Below are 17,438 nucleotides of genomic sequence, written 5' to 3'. Positions count from 1 at the left end.
GTTCCCGTCCCCGCCGCGTTTTTACTGCTGTGCTCTCCGCCAAACGGGGATCGCTGGCGGCCGGCACCCGTGACCTGACGACCCTGAACGATGAAAAGCACGATGGCTGATTTACAGATCGACGACCTTAACGTTGCCTCCAACGAGACCCTGATCACGCCGGAGCAGTTGAAGCGCGAAATTCCCCTGACCGATGGAGCCCTGGATACCGTCGCCAACGGCCGCCAGGTGGTCCGCAATATCCTCGATGGCAAGGACCATCGCCTGTTCGTGGTCGTGGGCCCCTGCTCCATCCACGACATCAAGGCCGCTCACGAGTATGCCGACCGCCTCAAGGTCCTGGCCGCCGAAGTGTCCGATACCCTCTTCCTGGTAATGCGCGTGTACTTCGAGAAGCCGCGCACCACCGTCGGCTGGAAAGGTCTGATCAACGACCCCTACCTCGACGACTCCTTCAAGATCCAGGACGGCCTGCATATCGGCCGCCAACTGCTGCGAGACCTGGCCGAAAAAGGCCTGCCCACCGCCACCGAGGCCCTGGACCCGATCTCCCCGCAGTACCTGCAGGACCTGATCAGCTGGTCGGCTATCGGCGCCCGTACCACTGAATCCCAGACGCACCGCGAAATGGCTTCCGGCCTTTCGTCTGCGGTCGGATTCAAGAATGGCACCGACGGAAGCCTGACCGTAGCGATCAACGCTCTGCAATCGGTTTCCAGCCCGCACCGTTTCCTCGGCATTAACCAGGAAGGTGGCGTCTCCATCGTCACCACCAAGGGCAACGCCTATGGCCACGTAGTTCTGCGCGGCGGCAACGGCAAGCCGAACTACGACTCGGTCAGCGTCGCCATCTGCGAACAGGAACTGACCAAGGCCCGAATTCGCCCCAACATCATGGTCGACTGCAGCCACGCCAACTCCAACAAGGACCCGGCCCTGCAGCCTCTGGTCATGGACAACGTTGCCAACCAGATCCTGGAAGGCAACAACTCCATCGTCGGCCTGATGGTGGAAAGCCACCTGGGCTGGGGCAGCCAGTCGATCCCGAAAGACCTCGACCAGCTGAAGTACGGCGTTTCCATTACCGACGCCTGCATCGACTGGGAAACCACCGAGAAAGCCCTTCGCAGCATGCACGCCAAGCTCAAGGATGTGCTGCCCAAGCGCCAGCGCTGATTGGTAGCTGTAAACGAAAACGCCGGGCAATTGCCCGGCGTTTTTCATTGCGCTTCGACTCAGCCGTTGCGCTGGGACTGACGCTGGCGTCGCTCGATATAACGTTCGACGTAGGAGCAGGATGGGATCACGGTGTAGCCGTGGTCCTCGGCATATTCCAGGGCGGATTCAGTCAATGCCGCGGCAATCCCGCGACCGCGCAGGACGTTCGGCACGAAAGTGCGATAAATGTCCAACGTCTGTTTACCCAGGTCCATATAGGCCAGGTATGCACGATGACCGTCCACGGTGGTCTCGAACTGATGACCTGCCTGGTCATGGTGGATGGACAATGCCTCGCTCATCACTACTCCTCTGAGGATCTAAAACCTTACGCGTACCTTATCGATCTTTTCCAGCCGAAGGAACATCTCTGCCGTGCCAGAACCGAACTGTACGCTGAGGTACGCCTTCCCGTTCTCCACCTTGTGTAATACACCCTGGTAATAGGCGCCATCGAAGGTGATGAACTGCAACCGCTTGCCGGCATATCCCGGCAGGTCGGCAACATTGACGAACTCATACTGCTGCGCGGCACGTCCATCGCCATCGTTTTCCCGCTCCGCGTTGATCTTCTCCATTGCGACAGGCTCATTACGCGCTGCCGTCGGGTCGACCCAAGTGAATTCGACCGGCCGCACCAATTCCTGGTTCACCAACACTGCCGGACGCAGCATCGCCACTACATCCTTGGCCTCAAAGAACTGCAGGCCATCCCACGCCATGCCCTCGCTCGGCGTAAGTTCGACACGAAGCGACTGCGGGTCCTTCAGGTAACGACCGTAAGCATCCAGCATCGATTGCCCCAGGGCGACCTTCTGGCTCCGCAGTACGGTGTCGAACTGCTGGACCGCGGTCTTCAGATACGCATCAGGTGACTGACCGAGCTTACTTGCGCAGAATTCCTGGACCTTGCGCTGGTACTGGTTGTCATTCAACTCGAGGATCAGGCTGGAAAGTTGCGGCGGATTGACCCGCAGGTCGCCCGGCTCCTCCGACATGTTAGACAACGACAGGCTGAGACGCACTTCGCCCATGTCCCGGGTATCGGAAGTCAGGTTCAGGTTGAGTTTCTGCGCACCCGGCTGGAACAGATAGGAGAACTCGGCATCGGTTTCCAGGGTGCGATACCCCATCTCCAGCAGTTCGTCTGTGCCAATGTTGCGCACTGTGCCGCACGCAACCTCGCTCATTGCAGTGAATACACTGCGCTCAGCCGGAGTGTTGTACAGCTGCTGCATGAACGGCCCGTGCACTTCCAGTGCAATGCCCTTCAGGCTGAGCGCCATCTGTTCGGGGAACTTGCCCTCGGCAAGGCGCTCCTTGAAGCTGAGGAGTTCGCGCAAGCTCTTGAACTTCAGTTCGGCCTGCTGCACGTTCAGGCTGTCGCCCATAGCCGGAACGCGAAGTTGAAGGTTTTCGAGGCCAACCCGGCCATCGAAGGAAGAAGTAATGCCCCCATAGGTGATATCCATCACCGGCGACAACTTGCTGATTGCGTCATCCATGATCGATCTGACCGACCACCAGAGTGACAACTTGATGATCAACCCCACGGCCAGAACCGAGAGCACTCCCCACTTGAGAATCTTCGACATAGTGACGTCCTTGAAGTCTGCGCTTCGCTACGGATATCGGAAGCCGTGCAAGCTTATCAGCGGCCCACGGCCACTACTACGACCGCTCTTTGTATAGAAGGTGATAATTCACGGTCCTCTGAAAAAGTTCCATTTCCAATGCAGAATTCGAGCATGAGCACGCCCTCGACCCAGCCCAAGGTAACGCTTGTCAGATTATGGGAGGGAAGCTGCCCACAGCGCTGACCAAGGCCTACACTTGGAATTTCGACTGATCAAAGAACAATCAGCCTGACTGTTTTTTGATCAGCGACCTCGTTAGTTGCTCGTGAACTAGCCGGCAAGCTGAAAAAAATGTGCCTGCCTTGCACAAGGTCAGTTTACTTACTACAAGTTATGGGTAGTATGTACGCCGGCTAATTTCCCAAGCTCGGGGAATTGCTTTATGGAAATGTCCACCTTAAGGGGAACACGATGAACAACGTTCTGAAATTCTCTGCTCTGGCTCTGGCCGCAGTTCTGGCCACCGGTTGCAGCAGCGTATCCAAAGAAACCGAAGCTCGTCTGACTGCGACTGAAGACGCAGCTGCTCGCGCTCAAGCCCGTGCTGACGAAGCCTACCGCAAGGCTGACGAAGCTCTGGCCGCCGCTCAGAAAGCCCAGCAGACCGCTGACGAGGCTAACGAGCGCGCCCTGCGTATGCTGGAAAAAGCCAGCCGCAAGTAATAGCTTTCGGGCTATAGAGCCGATCCAGTTCGCTGGGTCGGCTTTTTTATTGCCCGCACTTTGTACCCCTTCTCTTTCCGGCTTACTTCCAATAGCCGATGCATCGCCAATTCACGGGCAAAAGAAAAGCCCGCTGGCGATTCGCTCAGCGGGCCTTCTTCAAACAACCGGTAGCTTAGAGCTCGGTATTAGGCGTACTCGCCGCAACCGCCGAGTTGGGTTCTGCAATTTCCACCGGCAGGCCGTCTTCGGCCGCAACCACTTCGCGCACGACATCCCAATCCAGGCGGATGGTATTGACCAGATCCTCGCGTTTCAGTAGCGCGTTGATCACAGCAGTGTGCTTGTCCACCACCGACGGATCGCCATGATCATCCAGAGGAGCATGGGCTTCCAGGTAGATCTTGCCGCCGCTGACACCGAACTTGTAGGGCTCGTTGATGATGCGCACCGGAGTGCCCACCGGCGCCATGGAGGCCAGCGCCAGGACGTTGTTGTTCAGCATGCGGAAGCAACCATGGCTGACGCGCATGCCAATGCCGAACTTCTTGTTCGAGCCGTGGATCAGGTAGCCCGGCACGCCCAGATTGAACTTGAACGGACCCAGGGGGTTGTCCGGACCTGGCGGCACCACGGTTGGAAGCGGATCGCCATCGGCTGCGTGCTCTTCGCGAATCGACTTCGGCGGATACCAGGCCGGATTGGAGGTCTTGGCGGTGATGGTGGTGTGCGCAATGGGCGAACCCCAGCCTTCACGACCAATACCCAGCGGGAAGGTATGCACCACATTCTGCCCTTTCGGGAAGTAGTACATCCGATACTCGGCAAGGTTGATCACGATACCTTCGCGCGGTCCCGCCGGCAGGATGTAGCGAGTCGGCAGGATGACCTCGGTGCCAGCACCGGGCAGCCAGGGATCGACACCAGGGTTGGCGGCGACCATCTCCAGATAACCCAAGTCATTGGCAACGCCGATATCGGCGAACGTGTCTTCGTACTTGGCCTTGATCACCTGGACCTGGCCGACGATATCTTCGCCGGGCGGCGGCAGGGGCAGCTCAAGGGCTGCGACAGGGCCCGCCACCAGCAGGGACGCTACTGACAGGGAGCGGGCGACGGCTGTAAAGCGCGGCAACATCCGGGAATCCTTGGCAAATTGACTGATTAAAAGACTCGGAATTCTACACCGACGCGAGGCGCGCCGGGAGCCCTCAGGCCTCCGACCAGACCGAGTGCTGCCCCTTTCGGTGAGCCTCGAGAGTAGAACGGCAGTTGGAGCACAGCCGCCGATCGCGCAGCAACTCTTGTTCCAGACTACTCCAACGCGGTTGCGCCGGCAGCAAACCGCCACAGAGAGTCCTATCAGCAAAACCGTCCAGTTCAAGCTGTCGCGCTACCAGGTGCAGGCGAACCTCGCGGCAAGCAAACAGGTCGAGCTGCTCGTCGGGCTCAATCACTTTGTAGCCAAACAGGGACCAGGCGGGGCGCGGCATGGAGGACTCCAGGGAGGGTGCGCAACATTAGCCGAAAGCGAGCCGCGGGAAAAGCGTCAGAGCATGGGTTCCAGGGTTGGCCAGAGGTTATCCAGCAACCTTGGCTGGGCCTGCGCGCGAGGATGAAGGCCATCGGCCTGCATCATCTCCGGCACGCCCCCAACCCCATCGAGGAAGAAGGGCACCAGCGGTACCTGCTTCTCCGTCGCCAGGCTGCTATAGACCTTGGCGAACGCATTCGTATAGCGCGCACCGTAGTTGGGCGGAAGGCGCATGCCGAGCAGCAGCACGGACGCGCCCTGCGCCTTGGCGCTGTCGATCATGGCAGCAAGATTCTGTTGCAATTGCGCAGGTGGCTGGCCACGTAGCCCATCGTTGCCACCAAGCTCGATGATCACCAGTTCCGGCTTATGTTCGGCCAGTAGTGCCGGAAGCCTGGACAGCCCGCCAGCACTGGTGTCGCCACTGATCGAAGCATTCACCACACGCTGTTCGTAACCCTTCTCGGCGAGGCGCTTTTCCAGCAGAGCGACCCAGCCTTGGCTGGATTCCAGCCCGAAAGCGGCGCTGATACTATCGCCGACGACCAGCAAGGTCCCCGCCATGGCCTCCTGCGCCAACAGCAACAGTGACAGGCAGCCGCCCAACAACCAGGCACGCATTGGATTCTCCATGAGCGCAAGCATTCTCGATGCGCGGAACCTTAGCAAAGTGGTTCCCAGCGCGGAAGGCGAGCTGATCATCCTTCACGACCTCTCGCTCGACCTCCGCAAGGGTGACAGCCTGGCCATAGTCGGCAGCTCCGGCTCCGGCAAATCCACCCTCCTCGGCCTGCTCGCCGGACTCGACCTGCCCAGCTCCGGCGAAGTGCACTTGGCTGGATGCGCCCTGTCGAGCCTCGACGAAGACCAGCGGGCGCGGGTTCGAGCTGAGCATGTTGGTTTCGTCTTCCAGTCGTTCCAGTTGCTGGACAACCTCAACGCCCTGGAAAACGTCATGCTGCCACTGGAGCTGGAAGGCCATCGGGATGCGCGCACCCGCGCCCGCCACCTGCTCGAACGGGTCGGCCTGGGCCAACGTCTCAACCATTACCCACGCCAGCTTTCCGGCGGCGAACAGCAACGAGTCGCCATTGCTCGCGCCTTTGCCGCCGAACCCGATGTGCTGTTCGCCGACGAGCCCACTGGCAACCTAGATAGTCACACCGGCGAGCGCATCAGCGACCTGCTTTTCCAGCTCAACCAAGAGCGTGGCACAACCCTGGTACTGGTAACTCACGACGAACGCCTGGCCCATCGCTGCCGTCGCCTGATCCGCCTCGAAGGTGGGCGCCTGGTCGAACAGGTGGAACCCTGATGCGGCGTCTGCCACTCGCCCGCCTTATGGCGATGGCTGCCCGCCAGCTGTGGCGCGACGCCCACAGCGGCGAACTGCGGGTGTTGTTCTTCTCCTTGCTGGTGGCCGTTGCCGCCAGCAGTGCCATCGGCTACTTCAGCGCCCGCCTTAATGGCGCCATGCTCTTGCGTGCCACGGAGTTTCTCGGTGCCGACCTCCTGCTCAGCGGCTCATCACCAGCCAGCGCCGAGCAGGTCGAAAGAGGCATGCGGCTCGGTCTGAAACACGCCAGCGCAGTGGAGTTCTCCAGCGTTATCGCCACCGACAACGGCATCCAGCTTTCCAGCGTCAAGGCCGCCGACGCAGCCTATCCGCTGCGCGGTGAATTGAAGAGCGCCGCGCAGCCTTACGGGGAGGAAATCACTGGCAGCGGCCCGAAATCGGGCGAGGCCTGGGCCGAAGCAAGGCTCTTCGCAACGCTGGACCTCAAGCCCGGCGACAGCATCGATGTCGGGCAGAAGACCCTGCGCCTGACGCGCGTACTCACCTACGAACCCGACCGTGCAGGCGATTTCTACAGCCTCACCCCACGGGTACTTATCAGCCTGGACGACCTTGGGGCCACCGGCATCGTTCAACCCGGCAGCCGGGTGCGCTACCGGGAACTGTGGAGCGGTCCAAATGAAGCGCTGGCACAGTACCGGGCGGAGATCGAGCCCGACCTGGAAGCGAACCAACGCCTAGAGGATGCCAGACAAGGCAATCGCCAGATCGGAGGGGCGCTCGGTCGCGCCGAACGCTATCTGAACCTGGCCAGCCTTGCCGCCGTGCTGCTCGCCGGCGTCGCGGTGGCGCTGTCCGCCGCCCGATTCGCCGCACGTCGTTACGACGCCAGCGCCCTGCTACGTTGCCTTGGCCTGTCCCGCCGCGAAGCCCTCCTTTTATTCGGCCTGCAACTGGCGCTGCTCGGGCTCGTTGCCAGCGCACTGGGCGCCCTGCTCGGTTGGTTGGCACAAGTTGCGCTGTTCGAATTGCTCGCTGGACTCCTGCCGGCTGTGATTCCGTCCGGCGGACTGGTACCAGCGCTCGCCGGGATCGCCACGGGCCTACTCGCCCTGGCCGGCTTCGCCCTGCCGCCGCTGGCTGCACTGGGCCGTGTGCCACCTTTGCGCGTCCTGCGCCGCGACCTGCTGCCACTCCCCCCGAGTGCCTGGCTTATATATGGAGCAGCATTGCTGGCCCTTGGTCTGATCATGTGGCGCCTGAGCCTGGACCTGAAATTGACGATCGCCCTGCTCGGTGGCGGCCTGATTGCGGCCCTGCTGCTGGGCGGTCTGCTGCTGGCTGGACTGAAGGGGCTGCGCAAGGCCCTGGCCAACGCAACCCTGCCCTGGCGCCTCGGTCTCGGCCAACTCCTGCGCTACCCGCTGGCCGCGGCCGGCCAATCACTGGCCTTCGGCCTGATTCTCCTGGCCATGGCACTGATCGCGCTGCTCCGGGGGGAACTGCTGGACACCTGGCAGAACCAGCTACCCGTGAACGCGCCCAACCATTTCGCCCTAAATGTGCTGCCCGCCGAGAAGGACGCCTTTGCCAGTCGCCTCGCCAGCCTGTCGCCGCACCCTTCGCCGCTTTACCCGGTGGTGCCCGGCCGACTCACAGCCATCAACGGAGAAGCGGTACGCCAGTTGGTGAGTAAGGACTCCCAAGGCGAACGCGCCGTGCAGCGAGACCTCAGCCTGACATGGTCTGCCGAGCTGCCGGGCGACAATCGCCTGGTAGCCGGACACTGGTGGGGCGACCTGGAAAAATCCGCACTGCCGGGGGTTTCGGTTGAATCCAAGCTTGCCGAAAGCCTTGGCCTGAAATTGGGTGACAAGCTCAGCTTCAGCGTCGGCGGCCTGCAGCGCGACGCCGAGGTGACCAGCCTGCGCGAAGTGGATTGGGACAGCTTCCAGCCGAACTTCTACATGATCTTCGCGCCGGACACCCTCTCAGATCTCCCGGTCACCTACCTCACCAGCTTCTATTTGCCGCCGCGGCATGACCGCGACCTGGTGGAGTTGTCCCGCGCGTTCCCGGCGGTGACCCTGCTGCAGGTGGAAGCCATACTCGCGCAACTGCGGAGCATCCTCGCCCAGGTCACCCTGGCAGTAGAGTTCGTATTGCTCTTCGTACTCGCAGCCGGCCTTGCCGTGCTATTCGCCGGGCTGCAATCGACCCTGGACGAGCGCATCCGCCAGGGCGCCCTGCTCCGCGCCCTGGGCGCCGAGCGCCAGTTGCTGCTGAAAGCACGACGCGCGGAATTCGCCCTGCTCGGCGCCTGCAGCGGCCTGCTCGCTGCACTCGGTTGCGAACTGGTCAGCGCCTTGCTCTATCGCTTTGCTTTCGACCTGCAATGGCAACCCCACCCCTGGCTGCTCCTGCTGCCATTGCTGGGCGCCCTACTTGTTGGCTCGGCAGGCGTAATGGGGACGCGTCGCGCGCTCAACGCCAGCCCACTGACGGTCCTGCGCGAAGCTTGATAGGCTTCGATTTCCGAAACCCCGCAGGACCGTCATGAGCCGTTACCGCCCTCCCCGCACCGCCGGAACACCCTTGATCACCCCGGAAGGTGAGGCCCGCCTGCGTGCCGAGCTTCACGAGCTTTGGCACGTACGCCGGCCCAAGGTCACGCAAGCCGTGAGCGAAGCGGCCGCCCAGGGCGACCGTTCCGAGAACGCCGAGTACACCTACGGCAAGAAGATGCTGCGGGAGATCGACAGTCGCGTTCGCTTCCTCACCAAGCGATTGGAAAACCTCAAGGTGGTGCGCGAACGTCCGACCGACCCCGACAAGGTCTACTTCGGTGCCTGGGTCACCCTGGAAGACGACGATGGCGAGCAGTCCCGCTACCGCATAGTCGGACCGGACGAATTCGATCTGAAGCAGAACCTGATCAGCATCGACTCTCCCCTGGCCCGTGCTCTGGTGGGAAAGCCGCTGGACGCCGAAGTCCGCGTCAGCACCCCAACAGGGGAAAAGACCTGGTACGTGGTTGAAATCGATTATCCGTAGCTCTGCAAAACGAGTCGGCCTGACACCAGTCAGCGCAGCGTGATCAGGCCTTGCCGCGCCACGCGCACCAACTGGCTGAGCACTTCCGGCAGCTCCTTCGCCGAAGGCGCCTGGATCACGGCCATGTCGAAGCTGTCGCTGGCAAAGCGAGCCAATGACTCGCCTTCGCGAGCGAACTGGATCAGGAAGTTGCGCGGTCGGTCCCAGCGCTTGGGCCAGCCTTCGAGATAGCGAAGGAGCGTTGGCTGGTGCGAGCCGCCAAGCAGGATTCGCGGATTGCGCAAAACCAGCCCGGTGGTGATCGGGGCTAGCCGGAGAAGGGGTTGGGGACAGGTCATGGTGCATGTCTCCGCCTCGTAAGGTCCCGCTGGGCAGCGGTGAGAGGCGACACCGAACCAGCGTTTTAGCGGTATTTGGAAGCCTCTGAAGACTTCTGCGCCCCGCAAGTAGCTGACTAAATCGGCGCATGGGGCGACATCCTAGAGAAGCCCGCGCAATACTGTCAAGGCGACCACAACGCCCCGCGAGACGCCCATGAGCACCCCGCCCCTGCGCCTGTTCTTCGCCCTTCCCTGCTGCCCGCAGTTGGCCCACGAAATCGCCGACTGGCGCGCCCGGAACCCCGTTGACGGCAAACCCGTTGCACCCGGCAACCTTCACCTCACCCTCGCCTTCCTCGGCTCGCAACCCCGTGGACAGGTGGAAGCCCTGGAAGCCCTGGCGGCCAGCCTGGAACCGAGGGCGTTCACCCTGCACCTGGATCGCCTGGCGCGGTGGAAAAACGGTCTGCTGTATATGGCACCCAGTCGGATACCGCCTGCACTGACCGAACTGGAGCGCAACCTGCGCGAGCATTTGCTGGGCGCTGGATTCAGTCTTGAGACCCGCCCCTTCAAGCCCCATCTGACGCTGGCTCGCCATTGCCCGCGTCTTCCAGCGGCAAGCACCCCAACCTTCGATTGGCCAGCCACCGAGTTTTCCCTCTTCGCCTCGGAAAACACAGCCAAAGGCACCCGCTATCGCTCACTCGGGCAATGGCCGTTGCGGCCTTCGACCCCAGCCTGACGTTTCGCTGAGTAACAGGAAACTGGTCGGCATCTTAGGGTGAACGGATGTAAACATCCGCGAAAAGCCTAACCCAGAGCATCTGCCAGAATTTTGTAGCGAATGGCATGGTTCCTGCGCTCCGCCCTGCCTGAAGTGCACGCCCAGGAGGGGCGTGGCCACGCCAGGGAATGCAGTCAGGCCCTCCCACGCACAACATCGAGAGCGCACATGAAGAACAACAAGACCCTGCTCGCCTTTTGTATTGCCACCGGACTCGCTGCCTCCGAGCAAGCACAGGCCCTCTGGTTCGGTTCCAGCGGCTATACCCAGACCCGTTACCCGATCGTACTGACCCACGGCATGCTCGGTTTCGACAGCATCCTTGGCGTCGACTACTGGTACGGCATTCCCTCTGCCTTGCGCCGTGATGGCGCTCGCGTCTATGTCACGGAAGTCAGCCAGCTGAACACCACCGAAGCGCGCGGCGAAGAACTGTTGGAACAGGTGGAAGAAATCGTCGCCATCAGCGGCAGCCCCAAGGTCAACCTGATCGGCCATAGCCATGGCGGCCCGACCATTCGCTACGTGGCAGCGGTGCGCCCAGAACTGGTCGCTTCGGCTACCAGTGTCGGTGCGCCCCACAAGGGTTCCGCCACTGCCGACTTCATCCGCCAGGTGCCTCCGGGTTCCGCGGGTGAAGTAATGCTGGCGGGCATCGTCAATGGCCTGGGCACTCTGATTAACTTCCTCTCCGGCAGCGACAGTGACCTCCAGCAGAACGCCCTTGGTGCCCTGGAATCCCTCAACAGCCAGGGCGCAGCTGCGTTCAACGCACGCTTCCCGCAGGGCCTACCGACCACCGCATGCGGCGAGGGTGCCTACCAGGTCAACGGTGTGCGCTACTACTCCTGGAGCGGTACCAGCCCACTGACCAACGTGCTGGATGTCAGTGACACCCTGCTTGGCGCCAGTTCGCTCACATTCAATGGCCAAGCCAACGACGGCCTGGTAGGTCGCTGCAGCTCACACCTGGGCAAAGTCATTCGCGACGACTACCGGATGAACCACCTGGACGAAGTCAATCAGACCCTGGGGCTGACCAGCCTGTTCGAAACCGACCCGACCACCGTCTATCGTCAACAGGCCAACCGGCTGAAGAACGACGGGCTCTGAGCCCGCTTCGCGGGGCCTGCGGGCCCCGCACCTCTCCAGACTGCCGAGCGACCCCGTGAAAAAACTCCTGCTACTGTTCCCCATCGCCTTCGCCGGCGCCCTGGCCATCCTGTTGCAATGGGGCGGCAAACCGGCACCTGCTTCACCTAGCGTCTTACCAGCGCATGCAATGAGTGCAGCTCCAGCCAGTTCCCCCGTAACCACTTCGCAGGCGCTGCCAAGCCCTCTGGCCGGAGCGATCAGCACCACACCCCAGCTCGGATCACTGGCGGGGACGGAGGTGGACGGGCGCTTTCACCTCGACGCGGCTGGCAACCTGCTGATTACCGAGGACATCCGACGCATCTTCGATTACTTCCTCAGCACCCAGGGTGAAGAGTCGCTGGTCAGCAGCATTCAGCGCGTCAGAAGCCACATTACCGGGCAACTGGAAGCACCAGCGCGAGGTCAGGCCTTGGCATTGCTCGACCAATACCTGGATTACAAACGCCAACTCGTGCAACTGGAGCGCGACCTGCCGCTACTCGCCGACATCACCGCACTGCGTCATCGCGAAGCGGCAGTACAGGCTCTGCGCGCTCGCATCTTCAGCGTCGATGTCCATCAGGCCTTCTTCGCTACCGAGGAGACCTATAACGCCTTCACGCTGCAGCGCCTGGCCATCCAGCGAGACACAGGAATGGAACCAGCCGCCAAAGCTGCAGCCATCGACCAACTACGCGCAGCCTTGCCGGAAGAGATGCAAACATTGGCCGCGAGCCAACTGCAGGCCGAACTTCGGGCCCAGGTCGGGGCGCTCCAGGCGGCAGGCGGCAGCCCTGAGCAAGTTCGCCAGCTCCGCCAGCAACTGGTGGGCGCCGAAGCGACGGCACGGCTGGAAAACCTGGACCAACAGCGCCTGCAATGGCAGCAACGGTTACAGGCCTACCTGAAGGAGAAAGGGCGTATCGAGGCCAGTGAAGGGCTGAGCCAGAGTGACAAAACGGCCGCGATCAACCGCCTGGAGGAAGAAGGATTCAATCCGCAAGAGCGCCTGCGCCTTCAGGCCGCTGCGGAATTGGCTGCGGCCAGGAAGAAGCAGCCATGAGATGCAAAAAAGGCCCGCTCAAGCGGGCCTTTTTCAACTACCTGGTACCTGGCTCAGTTGGCCAGGTTGCGGTCCAGAGACATCTTGCCGGCGCCTTCGACCAGCAACGTGGCGCTGATCAGGGCGAGAATCATGGCGTACTCGAAACCGCCGTTGGTAATGAAGAAACCGCTCGCCCAGTGCACGCTGAAGATCGCCACGATCATCGCAACGATCAGCGCCGCAGCGGCCGGACGCACCAGCAAGCCGATCACCAGGGCGAGGCCGCCGAAGAACTCTGCGCTACCTGCCATCAGAGCCATGAGGTAACCGGGAGTCAGGCCGATGCTTTCCATCCACTGCCCGGTACCCGCCAGGCCGTAACCGCCAAACATGCCAAAGAGCTTCTGTGAGCCGTGAGCCATGAAAGTCAGGCCGGTGATGACCCGCAGCAGGGTGATGCCATAGCCAGCGTTGGTGGCGAGGATGGATTTGATCGGGTTACTCATCGAGGTGTTCCTTGTGTTGTGGGAGTCGATGAACAGAAGCTTAGTAGAATTATTTGATATTAAAACCGGAAAATTCTCACCGACTTCATCGAGTAATTCGATTATCTTCGAGTCTTACCGGCCGCTTTCGAAGGCTCCAGTAGATAACGCTCGCGATCGAAGGCCAGGTAGTACTTGTTCACGCTGTTGACGTAGGTCACCACGCCCATCCCGGCCTGTTCGGCAGCAATGCGCTCCACCTGGAAGAACCACTGGTTGGGATTCAGTCCCCGCCGCCGGGCTTCGGCGCGCATCCCCTGGACCCGTTGCGGGCCAAGGTTGTAGGCAGCGAGAACGAAGGCCATTCGCTCGCGGTCATCTAGCTGCGCGCTGGAGAAGAAACTGCGGCGCAGCTTGGCCAGGTACCTGGCTGAGGCCTGCACATTATTGTCGAGCTTGTGGATGTTCCCTACGCCAACGCTGCTCGCTGCCCCCGGCGTGATCTGCATCAGCCCGGCGGCTCCGCCTGCCCCCTTGGCGGCCGGATTCAGGCTGGACTCCTTGTAGGCGAGCGCCGCGAGGCTGAGCCAGTCGAAATCATGCTGGTCGGCGTAGCGCTGCAGCACCGGGCGCACGCGTTCGAGCCGCTGGCGCTCAGTGCGGGCAAGTGGGTTGTGGACCTTGTAGAGACGACGATAGACGCGCTGGAACGCCGCATCCTGGTCTTCAGGTGCGCGGTACCCATCGAGGAAACGGTCGACGCCGGCCCGCAACGTCGGCGCATCACGACGAACGAACCAGGTCATATCACCCTGCCGGTCGAGCACCAGGTGTTTGTCCAGGCGCAGCTTCGGCATCACCTTGGCCCAGCGCTCGGCAATCGGCTGCTCCACCGCCGTCAGCGGGAAAATGCCGGCCTGGACCATCTCCAGCACATCTTCCACCGCCAGGGTCGAGTCGACCCATTCGATGACGATGGGCGCAAGCTTGCGCGCCGCCAGCTTCTCGTTCACTGGGCGCAACGCCTCGCCCGCGGCGCTGCCGACCGGTAACGCGATGCTGCGACCGGACAACTGCTCCAGGCGCTGGTAACGACGCTGCCCTTGCCGGCTGACCAACACCAGCGGTACATCCTTGCGCAGTGGCGCACTGGCGCTGATGTTGGCGCCAATGCCCTGGTTGACCAGTTCACCTGGCGCCACCAGATCACCTTCGCCCCGCTGCAACGCAGCCAGCAACTGATCCTTGGCCTTTGGGATGATCTTCAGCTTGATTTCACGCCCATCACGGGCATTTCGATTGAGGTACTGCTCGAAGGCCCGGATACGGTGGTACTCGACTCCGACCGGTTCGCCCTTGACCTCGCCAGAGCTGTTACGGCTCTGGTTCACCAGCACCTTGAGCACGCCACTACGGCGGATCTGGGCCAAGTCGCGGGCTTCGGCCGGCTGCTGCCAGACTTCCGGCGGCCCAGCCAGGCGAGCGCTTGCCGTGAAAGGCAGCAACGCCAGCAGGCAGAGCAGCAGCAACGGTCGCGTCATCAATTCTCCAGGGACTGGCGGGACGTCAGCGCGCACCCGAACGTGTAGAGTTGCTGCGCCGCGAAACCTTGGCTGGCGAGCGAGGGGCGCGGAGATTGTCACAGCTACGCGCCTGACGCCAGTCAAAGCGTGGTATTGACTTCAACATAAGGCGCCAAGTTCCTGTATATATTGGTTTTTTTAATTGTTTCGAGCATTGTTCCGCGGCTCTGCTCCAATCCGAGGTAGCACCATGCAACTCATCGACATCGGCGTCAATCTGACCCACCCCAGCCTAGCCCGCGACGTCCGCGCCCTGCTGGAACGTGCGCAGGCCGCCGGCGTTCACCAAATGGTGCTGACCGGCACCAGCCTGGATGACAGCGAAAAAGCCCTGCTTGTCGCTGAGCAACTGGATGAAAGCGGTCGCCTGCTGTTCAGTACGGCCGGTGTCCACCCTCATGAGGCCAGCAACTGGAACAGCGATAGCCAGCGGCAACTCCGGGCGCTACTGGGCGAAGCCCGAGTGCGGGCCGTGGGCGAATGTGGCCTGGATTTCAATCGCGATTTCTCGCCACGCCCGCAGCAGGAGAAGACCCTCGAAGAACAACTCGCCCTGGCCGCCGAACTGGGCAAGCCGGTGTTTCTCCACGAGCGAGACGCCGATGAACGCCTGCTGGCCATCGTGCGGGAGTTCCGCGATCAGCTCAGTGCCGCCGTGGTGCACTGTTTCACCGGCGAGAAGCGCGCCCTCTACGGCTATCTGGACCTCGACCTGCATATCGGCATCACCGGCTGGATCTGCGATGAGCGTCGCGGTACCCATCTGCATGCCCTGGTGCGCGACATTCCCCGTGGCCGGTTGATGCTGGAAAGCGATGCGCCGTACCTGCTGCCACGAAGCCTGCGCCCTAAACCCAAACACGGCCACAACGAACCGGCCTTCCTGACCGAAGTCCTGCGGGAAGTCGCCCTGCATCGTGGCGAAAGCCATGAAGAACTCGCCCAGCACACCACTGATTGCGCACGCGCCTTCTTCGGGCTCCCGGCCATCGACTGAGTCAGGCAATCAGGTTCCTTCTTGATTCGGATCAAATCTGGTAGGAATTTTCCGTCAGAAAATAATGGCACCTTGCCAATACTGTCCGAGCCATAAGAAGAACATCATGGGTACCTGGATTCGCGATATCTCCCTGAAATACAAGTTCTGGGCCGTCAATGCGGTGGCCTTCTGCACCACCCTCCTGCTGGTTCTGCACGCACTTTACCTAGAGCAGCAGGGCCGCGCGGAAGACGCTCGCAATGCTGCTGCGACCCAGGCCCAGCTGCTGAAATCCTGGCCAACCGCCGAGCCCCTGCCCTCATTGCCCGGCGTCATCGCCTTCAACGCAGGTAGCGCCCCGCAATTACCCGGTGGCCAGTCTCTGGCCCGCGCCAATGGCTGGGTGGAGCTGGAGCACGACGGTCTGTTCGGCAGCAACCCCGCCATCGGCGCCCAGGTGTTCGATCGCACTGACGGTCAGCGCGTCGCCGTGCTGGCCAGCAGCCCGAGCATGGCCCAGTTGCTGGGCGCCCGCGCTGGGGAATACGCAATCTCCGTGTTCCTGCTGATGGTCGCCCTGCTGGCAGCTTCACAGTTGCTGATCCGTTTCCTGCTGAGCCACCTCAACACCCTCAAGGACGTGATGCTCCACGTCGAACGCAGCGGCGATCTTTCCGCCCGCGTACCGCTGGACAGCCGAGATGAAGTGGGCCAGATGGCCAACGCCTTCAATGCCATGCAAGCCGGCTATGGACGCGTGGTCGGCACCGTTGCCCAGGCCGTGGCCCGCCTCGACGAAGGCGCCGCACGCCTTGCCGGCAGCATGGGCGAGGTGCGCCAGGGCATGCTCGGCCAGCAGAGCGAAACCGATCAGGCCGCCACCGCCATCAATGAAATGTCCACTACCGTGCACCACATCGCCCAGCATGCGGCGGACACCCGCGACCAATCGCAGAATGCCGATCAGCTTGCCGGTGCCGGCCAACTGGTGGTGGAACGGGTCGAACATTCCATCACTGGGCTTTCATCCGGCGTGCAACAAACTGCGGAGACGATTCAGCGCCTGGCCGAGGACAGCCAGAAGATCAGCGGCGTCGTCAACGTCATTCACGGCATCGCCGAGCAGACCAACCTGCTGGCGCTGAACGCTGCCATCGAAGCCGCGCGTGCCGGGGAAATGGGCCGCGGGTTCGCTGTCGTGGCAGACGAAGTGCGCAACCTGGCCAGGCGCGTGCAGGACTCAACCGACGAGATCACCAGCATGATCGGCGCTCTCCAGGCCGGTACTCGCGACGCCGTGGAGTTCATGCGCGAAAGCTCGATCAAGGCCAACGATTGCGTGCACGCCGCCCAAGAGGCTGGCGCCGCCCTGGCCGCCATCACCGGCGCGGTCGCCCAGATGCGCGAAAGCAATACCCAGATCGCGGTGGCTGCCGAGCAGCAGAGCCAGGTGGCCGAGGAAATGACCCGCGCCGTGGTAGGGATTCGCGACGTTACCGAACTCACCGTCAGTCAAACCGTGGAATCTGCCGCCACCAGCAATGAACTGGCGGAACTGGCTAGCGAGCTGTCCCAGGCGATTCGCCAGCTCAAGCTAAGCGCCTGAAAGTTCCGCCCCACGCTATCCGCTCCATAGGGAGAAGGCATTCGCCGGCCCATCAGGGCCGGTCTATGCTGCCGACATCCCCTCAAGGAGCCG

At 62.0% G+C, this 17,438-nt stretch carries 18 protein-coding genes; 10 read left to right on the top strand and 8 right to left on the bottom strand.

From position 1 onward, the window contains the following. Nucleotides 1–102 precede the first annotated feature (102 nt). Nucleotides 103–1,176 (top strand): 3-deoxy-7-phosphoheptulonate synthase, encoded by a 1,074-nt coding sequence (locus E8E75_RS20805; protein ID WP_120651468.1) that lies wholly within the window; start codon nt 103–105, stop codon nt 1,174–1,176. Between the two features lie 59 nt (nt 1,177–1,235). Here the strand turns inward: E8E75_RS20805 and E8E75_RS20800 are convergent, their stop codons facing one another. Beyond that, complete coding sequence (locus E8E75_RS20800; protein WP_120651469.1) at nt 1,236–1,520, bottom strand: GNAT family N-acetyltransferase; 285 nt, start codon at nt 1,518–1,520, stop codon at nt 1,236–1,238. Between the two features lie 18 nt (nt 1,521–1,538). Further along, nucleotides 1,539–2,813: a hypothetical protein gene (locus E8E75_RS20795; protein WP_120651470.1), complete on the bottom strand. Its 1,275-nt coding sequence runs from the start codon at nt 2,811–2,813 to the stop codon at nt 1,539–1,541. Nucleotides 2,814–3,266: 453 nt separating this feature from the next. Here E8E75_RS20795 and oprI point away from each other — a divergent pair, with 453 nt between their 5' ends. After that, nucleotides 3,267–3,518, top strand: a complete 252-nt coding sequence (oprI, locus tag E8E75_RS20790; RefSeq protein ID WP_003448337.1) for an outer membrane lipoprotei OprI — start codon at nt 3,267–3,269, stop codon at nt 3,516–3,518. A gap of 175 nt (nt 3,519–3,693) precedes the next feature. Here the strand turns inward: oprI and E8E75_RS20785 are convergent, their stop codons facing one another. The 3 genes from E8E75_RS20785 to E8E75_RS20775 all read right to left on the bottom strand — a co-directional run bounded on the left by E8E75_RS20785 (nt 3,694) and on the right by E8E75_RS20775 (nt 5,673). Beyond that, nucleotides 3,694–4,656, bottom strand: coding sequence for a L,D-transpeptidase family protein (locus E8E75_RS20785; RefSeq protein ID WP_120651471.1), 963 nt, complete (start codon nt 4,654–4,656; stop codon nt 3,694–3,696). 73 nt (nt 4,657–4,729) lie between these two features. Then, entirely contained in the window at nt 4,730–5,011 is a 282-nt protein-coding gene (locus E8E75_RS20780; RefSeq protein ID WP_120651472.1) for a hypothetical protein, read from the bottom strand. 56 nt (nt 5,012–5,067) lie between these two features. Next, nucleotides 5,068–5,673, bottom strand: coding sequence for an arylesterase (locus E8E75_RS20775; RefSeq protein ID WP_120651473.1), 606 nt, complete (start codon nt 5,671–5,673; stop codon nt 5,068–5,070). 10 nt (nt 5,674–5,683) lie between these two features. Here E8E75_RS20775 and E8E75_RS20770 point away from each other — a divergent pair, with 10 nt between their 5' ends. From E8E75_RS20770 to greB, 3 genes are read left to right on the top strand one after another with little or no spacing between them, the layout of a single operon-like run. Beyond that, on the top strand, nt 5,684–6,367 hold the full coding sequence (locus E8E75_RS20770) for an ABC transporter ATP-binding protein (protein ID WP_120651474.1): 684 nt from the start codon (nt 5,684–5,686) through the stop codon (nt 6,365–6,367). Continuing rightward, entirely contained in the window at nt 6,367–8,871 is a 2,505-nt protein-coding gene (locus tag E8E75_RS20765; RefSeq protein ID WP_153920274.1) for an ABC transporter permease, read from the top strand. Before E8E75_RS20770 ends, E8E75_RS20765 begins: the two co-directional genes overlap by 1 nt. 34 nt (nt 8,872–8,905) lie before the next feature. Then, nucleotides 8,906–9,403 carry a transcription elongation factor GreB gene (gene greB / locus E8E75_RS20760; RefSeq protein ID WP_120651476.1) on the top strand — a complete coding sequence of 166 codons (498 nt, stop codon included), beginning with the start codon at nt 8,906–8,908 and terminating at the stop codon, nt 9,401–9,403. A gap of 29 nt (nt 9,404–9,432) precedes the next feature. Here greB and E8E75_RS20755 read toward each other — a convergent pair whose 3' ends face one another. Continuing rightward, on the bottom strand, nt 9,433–9,741 hold the full coding sequence (locus tag E8E75_RS20755; RefSeq protein WP_120651477.1) for a class I SAM-dependent methyltransferase: 309 nt from the start codon (nt 9,739–9,741) through the stop codon (nt 9,433–9,435). Between the two features lie 196 nt (nt 9,742–9,937). On the opposite strand from E8E75_RS20755, the gene thpR reads away from it, so the two are divergent. From thpR to E8E75_RS20740, 3 genes are all read left to right on the top strand, one after another. Beyond that, nucleotides 9,938–10,468: an RNA 2',3'-cyclic phosphodiesterase gene (gene thpR / locus E8E75_RS20750; protein WP_153920273.1), complete on the top strand. Its 531-nt coding sequence runs from the start codon at nt 9,938–9,940 to the stop codon at nt 10,466–10,468. 210 nt (nt 10,469–10,678) lie between these two features. After that, the gene (locus E8E75_RS20745; RefSeq protein ID WP_153920271.1) at nt 10,679–11,623 is read left to right on the top strand and encodes a triacylglycerol lipase; all 945 of its coding nucleotides are present in this window, start codon (nt 10,679–10,681) and stop codon (nt 11,621–11,623) included. A gap of 55 nt (nt 11,624–11,678) precedes the next feature. Beyond that, the gene (locus E8E75_RS20740; RefSeq protein ID WP_120651480.1) at nt 11,679–12,710 is read left to right on the top strand and encodes a lipase secretion chaperone; all 1,032 of its coding nucleotides are present in this window, start codon (nt 11,679–11,681) and stop codon (nt 12,708–12,710) included. A 53-nt stretch (nt 12,711–12,763) separates the two neighbouring features. Here E8E75_RS20740 and E8E75_RS20735 read toward each other — a convergent pair whose 3' ends face one another. After that, a complete protein-coding gene (locus E8E75_RS20735; RefSeq protein WP_120651481.1) occupies nt 12,764–13,198 on the bottom strand; it encodes a DoxX family protein in 435 nt (144 codons plus the stop codon). A 101-nt stretch (nt 13,199–13,299) separates the two neighbouring features. Next, complete coding sequence (locus tag E8E75_RS20730; protein WP_280359724.1) at nt 13,300–14,718, bottom strand: transglycosylase SLT domain-containing protein; 1,419 nt, start codon at nt 14,716–14,718, stop codon at nt 13,300–13,302. Between the two features lie 232 nt (nt 14,719–14,950). Here E8E75_RS20730 and E8E75_RS20725 point away from each other — a divergent pair, with 232 nt between their 5' ends. Continuing rightward, entirely contained in the window at nt 14,951–15,757 is an 807-nt protein-coding gene (locus tag E8E75_RS20725) for a TatD family hydrolase (protein WP_120651483.1), read from the top strand. Between the two features lie 106 nt (nt 15,758–15,863). Beyond that, complete coding sequence (locus E8E75_RS20720) at nt 15,864–17,345, top strand: methyl-accepting chemotaxis protein (protein WP_153920264.1); 1,482 nt, start codon at nt 15,864–15,866, stop codon at nt 17,343–17,345. The last annotated feature ends 93 nt before the right edge of the window (nt 17,346–17,438 follow it).

The organism is Pseudomonas sp. BN606, from assembly GCF_029873115.1.
GTDB lineage: Bacteria > Pseudomonadota > Gammaproteobacteria > Pseudomonadales > Pseudomonadaceae > Metapseudomonas.
The sequence above is the reverse complement of the archived record's forward strand: the minus strand, read 5'-3'. Positions and strand labels throughout refer to the sequence as shown.